This is a genomic window from Peptoniphilus indolicus ATCC 29427 (genome assembly GCF_000227315.1).
Classification (GTDB): domain Bacteria; phylum Bacillota; class Clostridia; order Tissierellales; family Peptoniphilaceae; genus Peptoniphilus; species Peptoniphilus indolicus.
Genome location: NZ_JH165061.1, coordinates 127058 through 136111 on the forward strand (window position 1 = coordinate 127058; position 9054 = coordinate 136111).

The following is a 9054-nucleotide window of genomic DNA, read 5'->3' on the forward strand; positions in this document are numbered from 1 at the left end:
CATCTTTCTCTTATTGTAAAATGATTAACTATACCACCAATAAACATACACAAAAATAAATTATGACAGCTCTAAAAATATATTCATTTTTTTCTTGGGGCGTAAAATACTTAAATATATGTTTTTTACCTATAAAAATATAATAACTCAACACACTCCAGTAGATTAATGTACTTGCAATTATTTTTTCATAGACCCTCCTAAAGTATTATTTTTATTGTGCGTTTTAATATTACGAATAAGCTAAATTGTTAGATTATTACTTAAATTCTTTTAGCCACTTAAGTAAAATCTCATAGCTTTGTTCTATACTTATATTTATATCTGGTTCAATAGGTTCATTTTCATAAACTATTCCATCTTTAATATGTCCTTTGATTCAATTTTATAAAACATTTTTTCGATTTTATTATATTTTTATTCTAACACACAACCATATTAAATCAATCTATCTAATTCATTAAGAATTCTATAGATTAACTTCTTTAACCCATGATATATAAAAAACAAGACAGAATTAAACCTGCCTTGTCTATCTATTTTCTCATTAAATAATTAAATGCACCTAAAGCTGCTGTTGCTCCACTTCCCTCTGCAATTATAATTTGTTTAAATGCAGTGTCTGTACAATCTCCTGCTGCAAATATCCCTTCGACATTTGTTGCGCCTTCTCTATTTACAACAATCTCTTTGTGGTTATTTGTTTCAACTCTATCTCCAAGCCACTCTGTACTTGGAACTAATCCAACTTGTATGAAACAACCGTCTATTTCAGACTCTACTGTTTCTCCACTTATCCTGTCAGTATAAGTAATACCTTCTACTTTTTCTGTTCCCTTTATTTCAGAAGTTTGTGCATTAGTTACTATTTTTACATTAGAAAGTGATTTCAATCTCTTTTGTAAAACCTCGTCTGCCTTTAATTCTGGCAGGAATTCTAAAAGTAGTACTTCCTTAGCCATTCCAGCTAAGTCAATCGCAGCTTCAACACCTGAGTTTCCGCCGCCTATTACCGCAACTTTCTTGTCTTTGAAAAGTGGTCCATCACAATGTGTACAATATGCAACACCCTTATTTCTAAGTTCTGTTTCTCCAGGTATTCCTATAAGTCTCCACTTTGCTCCTGTCGCTATGATTACAGTTTTGGATTTAAGTTCACCTTTATTTGTTACAACAGTAATCATTTCCCCAGGCACTACATCTTCGACTTTTGCATTTTCCATCAATGCAACATCATAGCTCAAGACGTGAGCTCTAACTTCTTCCATATATTTAGGTCCTTCAGTATATGATGTACCTATTATATTTTCAATTCCAAGAGTTTCTTTAACTTGTCCACCGAATTCTTCGCAAACTATTCCAGTTCTAATGCCCTTACGCGCTGCATATACAGCTGCTGCACCACCTGCTGCACCACCGCCGATTACTAAGACGTCAAAGGGTTCAACCCCTTCAAATTTATCTTGTGCGGATTCTCCAACGGCTTTATCTAAAATTTGCTCTAATGTCATACGTCCATTTGCAAATTCCTCACCATTTAAAAATACACTCGGGACTGCCATCACTCCTCTTTTTTCAACAAGCTCTTTGTGCATTCCGCCTTCTATCATAGTGTGTTTTACATTAGGATTTAAAACTGACATTATGTTCAATGCCTGTACAACATCAGGACAGTTATGGCAACTTAAACTAACTACCGTTTCAAAGTTTAGTTCTCTATCTATCGCTTTGATTCTGTTTATTTCATATTCAGAAATTTTTGGAGTTCTTCCACCAACTTGTAAAAGCGCTAAAACGAAAGACTCAAATTCATGTCCCAAAGGCACACCGGCAAATACAACTCCCTCGCTCATTTTAGAGCTAAGTGAAAAACTTGGTTTGAATTCCAATTCTCCCTCTTTAAGACTAAGCTTATCTGACATTTCTGAAATTTCAGTTACAAAATCTCTAACCTCTTTTGAATTTTCATCATTAGACACCGATAAAGTAATTACAACTTCTTTTTCAAGAAGTTGTAAATATTGTGCTAATTGATTTTTCAAATTAACATCAAGACTCATTAAATTTTACCTACTAGGTCTAGTCCTGGAGTTAAAGTTTTTCCTGATTCTTTCCATTTTGCCGGGCAAACTTGACCAGGGTTGTTACGTACGAATTGAGCTGCTCTTATCTTATCGATTAGTGCGCTTGCGTCACGTCCGATTCCATCTGCGTTGATTTCACAAGCTTGTACAACTCCGTCCGGGTCTACGATAAATGTTCCACGTTGTGCCATTCCTGCTTCTTCATCAAGAACTTCAAAGCTTCTTGCAATTTCTTTAGAAGGGTCAGCAATCATTGTGTATTCAAGTTTGCTTATAGCTTCAGAATGATCATGCCATCCCTTGTGAACAAAGTGTGTATCAGTTGATACTGAATATACTTCTGTATCTAATCCTTGAAGTGTTGCATATTGTTCTTGTAAATCTTCAAGTTCTGTTGGACATACAAAAGTGAAATCTGCCGGGTAGAACATAATTACATTCCACTTCCCCTTTAAGTTTTCATTTGATACTGTTACAAACTCTTCTTTCTTTGGATTATAAGCATTTGCTTTAAATTCTGGTATTTGTTTTCCTATTAATGACATATTTCCTCCTTAAGTAATTTATCTATTTCTTAATTTTTTTAAGAATATTATTTGTAATTTATGACTTACACGTTAAGTATACCCCCTAAAATTTTGTTTGAAACCTATTATCAATGTTTTTTATACTTTTTTTGTAGATTTTATTTAAAATTCTAAAAAAAGGTACGCCGATTAATCGCCATACCTTAAATACAAAAGCATTTATTTTCTAAACGCTTTTGCTTCGTCAAGTCTCTTCAAAAGTTGTTCTTTTCCAAGTAAATAGATGATGTTCTTAAGTTCAGGACCGTGAACATTTCCAGAAATGGCTGCCCTTATAGGCATGAAGAGTTGTTTCCCCTTTATTCCTGTAGATTTTTGGATTTTTTTCATAACTCCATTTGCAAATTCTTGGTCAACTTCTTCTATAGAACTTAACTCATCTTCAAATGCTTTTATTAAATCCGGTACTTGTTCACCTGCAAGTTCTTCTTTTGCCTCTTCTTCTGTGATGTTTAAATCTCCAAATAAGAATCTAACTTTTTCAGGCACTTCACTTAAGTTACTCAAACTCTCTTTAACCGTTTCAATTAGAAGAACATACCAATCCCAATTTGATTTCATTTCCTCTTCTGTCATAAGTCCTTCTGCCACCATAAAAGGCATTGAAAGTTCTGCTATCTTTTCTGTTTGATATTGTTTAATATAGTGAGCATTTACCCAGTTCAATTTTTCTACATCAAAAATACCGCCGCTCTTTCCAACTCTTTCAAAAGTGAACTTATCTACCATCTCATCAAGAGTGAAGATTTCTTCTCCATCTTCACTACTCCAACCAACAAGCGCTAAGTAGTTTACTAAACCTTCGGGTAAATACCCCTTGTTTTTAAAATCTTCTACTGAAACATCTCCTTGACGTTTTGAAAGCTTCTTACGATCTTTATTCAAAACTGTTGGTAGATGTACAAATGTAGGTGCTGCCCAGCCTAGTACTTCGTATAAAAATACATGTTTTGGTGTTGATGGTAACCACTCTTCCCCTCTTACCACGTGAGTTATTCCCATCAAATGGTCATCTACTACGACTGCCATATGGTATGTTGGAAATCCGTCTGATTTCATTAAAACTTGGTCATCAATTTCATCTGTATTGATTGTAACTCTACCTCTTACCGCATCTTCAAAAGATATGTCTTTATTTCTTGGCAATTTTAATCTGACTACATACTCTTCTCCGGCTTCAATTCTCTTTTTAGCTTCTTCTAGTGGTATATCTCTGCAGAATCCGTCATATTTGGGAACCATACCTTTTATCTTCTGCTCTTCTCTTACTTTATCAAGTCTTTCTTTTGAACAGAAACAATAGTATGCATATCCTTTTTCTATAAGTTCATCAACATATTTCTTATAAATATCTAGTCTTTGAGATTGAATATATGGCCCAGTTTCTCCAACTTCTACCACTTTGCCGTCTTTAACCATAACTCCTTCATCGTAGTCAATTCCAGCCCACTTTAAAGAGTCTATTAAATTTTCAATTGCTCCCTCTACAAATCTTGTTCTATCTGTATCTTCTATTCTAAGAATAAACTGTCCACCATTTTTCTTTGCATATAAGTAATTGTAAAGCGCTGTTCTAAGTCCTCCGATATGTAGATATCCTGTTGGACTTGGCGCAAATCTAACTCTGACATTATCCATAATTCTAATCCCCCTGTAAATGATTATAAAGCTAGGTCATTCATCTATCTATACGACAACTGCCGTTTAATATCTTATGAATGATTATATAAAAAAACTAAATTCTTGTAAATATTGCCATTTAAAAAGACCTCTTTCGAGGCCTTTAAAATACTTACTCTCTGTAAGATATTATATCATACATATCAAATCAATAAATGTCTTTATGCTCTCCGTGTGGATTTCCGCAACAATTGCTATTACAACTTCCACAATCACAAGTTGACTTCTTTGAAAAAACTCTTTTGATCGCAAAGCCTAAAGCCACGCAAAGTAACACCAAAACTACTACTGTAGATACTGTAACATTCATCTTCTTACTCCTTTACTGACCTGGCTTGTACTCCTTTTATGTCTTTATATTTATTAGGTCTAAATAAAAGATATAGATATACAGCCAAGATTACAATTGCTATTGCCGTCATAAAATTAGCCGGTTCATGCATTACTAAAACTCTTCCGAATTGATATATCATAAGCGCTACTGTATAGGAGAATAATATTTGGTATCCAACTGTAAACCAGAACCATTTTCTATCATTCATCTCTTCTCTTATCGCCCCAACTGCCGCAAAACAAGGTATTGTCAATTGGTTAAAGAACATAAATGAAATAATTGAAACGGTTGTAAAGTTTTGTTGAATCAACGGTACTAGACCCGGATCATCTGCCCCAACTTCTCCAATTCCAGCAACTACACCATACGTACCTACTACAACTTCTTTTGCAACTAAACCAAGCACAGTTGCAACCGCTGCTTTCCACTCTCCAAATCCAAGTGGAGCAAATACAATTGCTATCTTCTTACCTACGAATGACAAAATAGAATCTACTGACTCAGATTCCCAATCCAAGAAATCTCCGTGAATTGAAATATTTTGTAAGAACCAAATGGCCACAGTACATAGCAAGATAACTGTTCCAGCTTTAATTATAAACGCCTTACATCTATTCCATGTAGCCTTTAGACAATTAACTATAGATGGGAAATGGTATTGAGGTAGCTCCATTACAAATGGCGCCGGGTCACCATGGAATCTCTTTGTCTTTTTCAAAATTACACCAGTAACTATTACGGCTAAAATTCCTCCAAAGTACCAAAGAGGTCCATACCAAAAATGTCCCCCTAACACAGCTGTAAACATGGCAATAATTTCAGTTTTTGCACCACAAGGCATAAATGATGCCGTTGCAATAGTCATTCTTCTATCATTGTCATTTTCTATAGTTCTTGTACCCATAATTCCTGGAACTGAACATCCCGTCCCAATCAAAATAGGAATGAAACTCTTCCCTGAAAGTCCAAATCTTCTGAAAATTTTATCTAATATAAAGGCAATCCTCGCCATGTATCCAACATCTTCTAACAGTGATATCAAGAAAAATAGAGTCGCTATTATAGGTAAAAACCCTAATACTCCACCAACTCCGCCTATTACACCATCAACTATTAAAGATACAAGCCAAGGCGCAACTTCCATTGATTCAAGAAATTCAGTAGCTCCATTAGCTATAAATCCACCAAATAGAGCTTCATTTACCCACTCTGTTACTGGTCCGCCAACGATTTTTATCGCTATGTAGTAGATAACATACATAAGCCCTGCAAAAATTGGAATCGCTAAAAATCTATCTGTTATAATTCTATCTACTTTATCTGAAGTAGTAAGGCCTACTGTTCCCTTTTTAACTGCTGTTGTTGTCATATCAGTGATAGCTGAGTATCTTTCATCGGTTATGATACCCTCAGTATCGTCATCATATTCTTTCTCAGCTTCCTCTGCTATCTTATTTAATCTATCTATTTGCCCTTGTGTTAAATTTAATTTTTCAATTAATTTGTTATCAAGTTCAAACAATTTTATAAGTAACCATCTCTTAGCTGTATCATTTGAAACTTTTGGCAACATAGTTTCTATTTCCACAAGATATTTCTCAACACCTTCAGAAAATTTAATGCTGTAGTTATTTTCCGAAATCTTTATAGCCTCTTGTACAAGAACATCTATATTTTCATTTCTTAGCGCAGATATCTCAACTATCTTGCAGCCAAGTTCTCTCTCAAGTTTTTTAGTGTCAATCTTATCTTTATTCTTTCTTACAACGTCCATCATATTTAAAGCTATTACTGTAGGTATTCCAAGCTCTAAAAGTTGTGTTGTAAGATAAAGATTTCTCTCTATATTTGATGCGTCAACTACATTTATAATTGCATCAGGTTTTTCATTTAATAGATAATCTCTTGATACAACTTCCTCTAGTGTATATGGAGATAGCGAATAAATTCCTGGAAGGTCCGTAAAAAATATCTCCCTATCTTTTTTGTATTCCCCTGTTTTCTTTTCTACTGTTACACCCGGCCAGTTTCCAACGTATTGATGAGAACCTGTAAGCGTGTTAAAAAGCGTAGTCTTCCCACTGTTGGGATTACCCGCTAATGCGATTGTATATGCCATTCTTTCCTCCCGTTATAATTACATTTCTTCAATTTCAATAAGCTCAGCATCTTCTTTTCTTATACTGAGTTCATAGTTTCTTATGTTAATTTGTACGGGGTCTCCAAGTGGCGCCACTTTTCTTATGTAAATTTCTGCTCCTTTAGTTATTCCCATATCCATAATTCTTCTCTTTAACGGACCGACTCCATTAATCTTTTTAACTTTATAATAACTTCCTACTGTTGCTTCTCTTAGCGTCATTGTAACTCCCCTACCATAAATGCTGATGCTATGTCTTTTCCTATTGCAACTCTAGCACCCTTAATATTTACAATTAAATTTCCATTGTTCTCACTTACAACTCTTAGAGTTGAACCTTCTATAAATCCAAGATTGTTTAAATGCTTTGCCTGTGAATCCGTTGGAAGTTTATTAGACTTAACTTTTAATATTTTTAACTCCTTATCTATCGGAGCCATTAATAAACTCAACATAATATTTCTCCTATCTATTATCATTAACAGCGTATAAATGATAATTTGTATTAACTTCTACAATATTATAGCATAAATTCATAAAAAATCACTATAATTGAAAAATATTATTACTCCTATTTGTAAAATTTAAATCAATTCTAAAATAAATTCTTTTGTTTATATTGGTTAACTATTTCTTGGAAGCTTTGAATATTTTCTTTAAATTTTAAAATTTCACACAAAAAAACCACCCCTATAGGTGGTTGATTTTAATATGTACCATGAACCCGCTTTCGAATTATTGTTCACATACGGTACCCAAGTAGTTAACTCAGATAAGGCACCCCCATAACACACGCATGAACTTGCTTAGTGCTGCTTCCGTCAAGACCTGACACGATTCACAAGTATACATTGTATGGGACCCTATCGTCACCGCCACTTGCTTGGGGCAGGCTATACAAACAAAAATCCTTGAACGGGAATTCAACCCTGCTATAGCGAATTGCAGGTTACAAGGCATCGCTAATTCCCCGTCTATCATGGATGGCGGAGAGAGGGGGATTCGAACCCCCGATGCCTTTATGGGGCATACGCACTTTCCAGGCACGCGCCTTAAACCAGCTCGACCATCTCTCCACATGTTTAGACTTTCATTTTACATTTTTTGCAAGCTATTGTCAAATTGAAAAGTTTGTTTACCTAATTACAAAAATAAACTATAATTTTATTAGGAAGTGATTAAATGTCAACTAAAGATAAAGTTTTAAAAATACTCGAAGAAAATAGAGATATCCATATGTCTGGAGAAAGCATAGCTCTTCAACTTGGTGTATCTAGAACGGCTGTGTGGAAAGCTGTTAAAAATTTAAAAAATGATGGTCATAATATCAGTTCTGTAACCAACAGAGGGTATAAATTGGATAACTCATCTGATAAGTTGGATAAGTGGGCAATTATAAACTACTTAGATTCTGAAATAAAAGAAAGTGATGTCAGAGTTTATGAAACTATCGACTCAACTAACACAGAGGCAAAGCGCCTTTTAAATTCTGAAAATCTTTCAAATTTCACAGTTTTAGTTTCTGATGAACAAACTGCCGGACGAGGTCGTCGTGGAAAAACTTTTAAATCTCCTAAGGGAACTGGAGTCTATTTTTCTATTGTATTCTTCCCTAAAGAAGATTTTTCATATAATTCATTTGACTTAGTCACTATAAAGGCAGCCGTCTCTATTGTTAAGGCAATTGAAAAGACTACGGACAAAAAACCTGAAATAAAATGGGTGAATGATATATTTTTAAACCACAAAAAAATCTGTGGAATACTAACTGAAGCTGACATAGACTTTGAATCTAAGAAAGTTCACTCTATAGTCACAGGAATCGGCATAAATTTCACAACAGAATTTATAGACGAATTAAGTCCTATTGCAGGTTCTCTGTATGCTGAAAATTTACTTAGATCTGAACTTGTCGCCGAAGTAATAAATGAGTTTTACAAAGCTCTTTATTATAAACCTGACGAAGAAATATTATCCGAATATAAATCTCATTCTCTTTTACTCGGAAGATATGTAAATTTCGAACTCAACGGAACTAAGTACGAAGCCATTGCAAAAGATATAAATGAAAAGGGAAATTTAATAGTCCAAACAGACGATAGTAAACTGATGACACTTTCTTCAGGGGAAGTTTCCGTTCGCGGCCAATTTTAAAAACTATAATTTAACTTTAGGACGTCATATTATATATGCGTCCTTTTGTTTAACTTCTGTATAAATCATAAACAT

Annotated in this window: 8 protein-coding genes, 1 tRNA gene and 1 other RNA gene; 1 reads left to right on the top strand and 9 read right to left on the bottom strand. The window is 34.2% G+C overall.

Annotated features, from left to right (window positions below; translation table 11 throughout):
* Window positions 1–536 precede the first annotated feature (536 nt).
* From ahpF to HMPREF9129_RS00605, 9 genes are all read right to left on the bottom strand, one after another.
* Entirely contained in the window at window positions 537–2060 is a 1524-nt protein-coding gene (ahpF, locus tag HMPREF9129_RS00575; protein ID WP_004819214.1) for an alkyl hydroperoxide reductase subunit F, read from the bottom strand.
* Window positions 2060–2629, bottom strand: coding sequence for an alkyl hydroperoxide reductase subunit C (gene ahpC, locus HMPREF9129_RS00580; RefSeq protein ID WP_004819216.1), 570 nt, complete (start codon window positions 2627–2629; stop codon window positions 2060–2062). Before ahpC ends, ahpF begins: the two co-directional genes overlap by 1 nt.
* Before the next feature lie 201 nt (window positions 2630–2830).
* Window positions 2831–4309, bottom strand: a complete 1479-nt coding sequence (gene gltX, locus HMPREF9129_RS00585) for a glutamate--tRNA ligase (protein ID WP_004819218.1) — start codon at window positions 4307–4309, stop codon at window positions 2831–2833.
* A gap of 190 nt (window positions 4310–4499) precedes the next feature.
* Window positions 4500–4661 (bottom strand): hypothetical protein, encoded by a 162-nt coding sequence (locus HMPREF9129_RS11285; RefSeq protein WP_004819220.1) that lies wholly within the window; start codon window positions 4659–4661, stop codon window positions 4500–4502.
* Between the two features lie 4 nt (window positions 4662–4665).
* On the bottom strand, window positions 4666–6804 hold the full coding sequence (gene feoB, locus HMPREF9129_RS00590) for a ferrous iron transport protein B (RefSeq protein ID WP_004819222.1): 2139 nt from the start codon (window positions 6802–6804) through the stop codon (window positions 4666–4668).
* A gap of 18 nt (window positions 6805–6822) precedes the next feature.
* Window positions 6823–7047, bottom strand: a complete 225-nt coding sequence (locus tag HMPREF9129_RS00595; RefSeq protein ID WP_004819223.1) for a FeoA family protein — start codon at window positions 7045–7047, stop codon at window positions 6823–6825.
* A complete protein-coding gene (locus HMPREF9129_RS00600) occupies window positions 7044–7280 on the bottom strand; it encodes a FeoA family protein (protein ID WP_306424709.1) in 237 nt (78 codons plus the stop codon). Before HMPREF9129_RS00600 ends, HMPREF9129_RS00595 begins: the two co-directional genes overlap by 4 nt.
* A 261-nt stretch (window positions 7281–7541) precedes the next feature.
* Window positions 7542–7808, bottom strand: an RNA gene (gene ffs, locus HMPREF9129_RS10850) — signal recognition particle sRNA large type.
* A gap of 1 nt (window position 7809) precedes the next feature.
* Window positions 7810–7901, bottom strand: a tRNA-Ser gene (locus HMPREF9129_RS00605).
* A 106-nt stretch (window positions 7902–8007) separates the two neighbouring features.
* Between HMPREF9129_RS00605 and HMPREF9129_RS00610 the strand changes: the two genes are divergently transcribed.
* Window positions 8008–8979: a biotin--[acetyl-CoA-carboxylase] ligase gene (locus tag HMPREF9129_RS00610; protein ID WP_004819229.1), complete on the top strand. Its 972-nt coding sequence runs from the start codon at window positions 8008–8010 to the stop codon at window positions 8977–8979.
* Window positions 8980–9054: the final 75 nt, after the last annotated feature.

Coding starts and splice junctions, on each gene's coding strand:
- ahpF (WP_004819214.1), bottom strand. CDS start 2,060: ATGAGTCTTGATGTTAATTTGAAAAATCAATTAGCACAATATTTACAA.
- ahpC (WP_004819216.1), bottom strand. CDS start 2,629: ATGTCATTAATAGGAAAACAAATACCAGAATTTAAAGCAAATGCTTAT.
- gltX (WP_004819218.1), bottom strand. CDS start 4,309: ATGGATAATGTCAGAGTTAGATTTGCGCCAAGTCCAACAGGATATCTA.
- HMPREF9129_RS11285 (WP_004819220.1), bottom strand. CDS start 4,661: ATGAATGTTACAGTATCTACAGTAGTAGTTTTGGTGTTACTTTGCGTG.
- feoB (WP_004819222.1), bottom strand. CDS start 6,804: ATGGCATATACAATCGCATTAGCGGGTAATCCCAACAGTGGGAAGACT.
- HMPREF9129_RS00595 (WP_004819223.1), bottom strand. CDS start 7,047: ATGACGCTAAGAGAAGCAACAGTAGGAAGTTATTATAAAGTTAAAAAG.
- HMPREF9129_RS00600 (WP_306424709.1), bottom strand. CDS start 7,280: ATGTTGAGTTTATTAATGGCTCCGATAGATAAGGAGTTAAAAATATTA.
- HMPREF9129_RS00610 (WP_004819229.1), top strand. CDS start 8,008: ATGTCAACTAAAGATAAAGTTTTAAAAATACTCGAAGAAAATAGAGAT.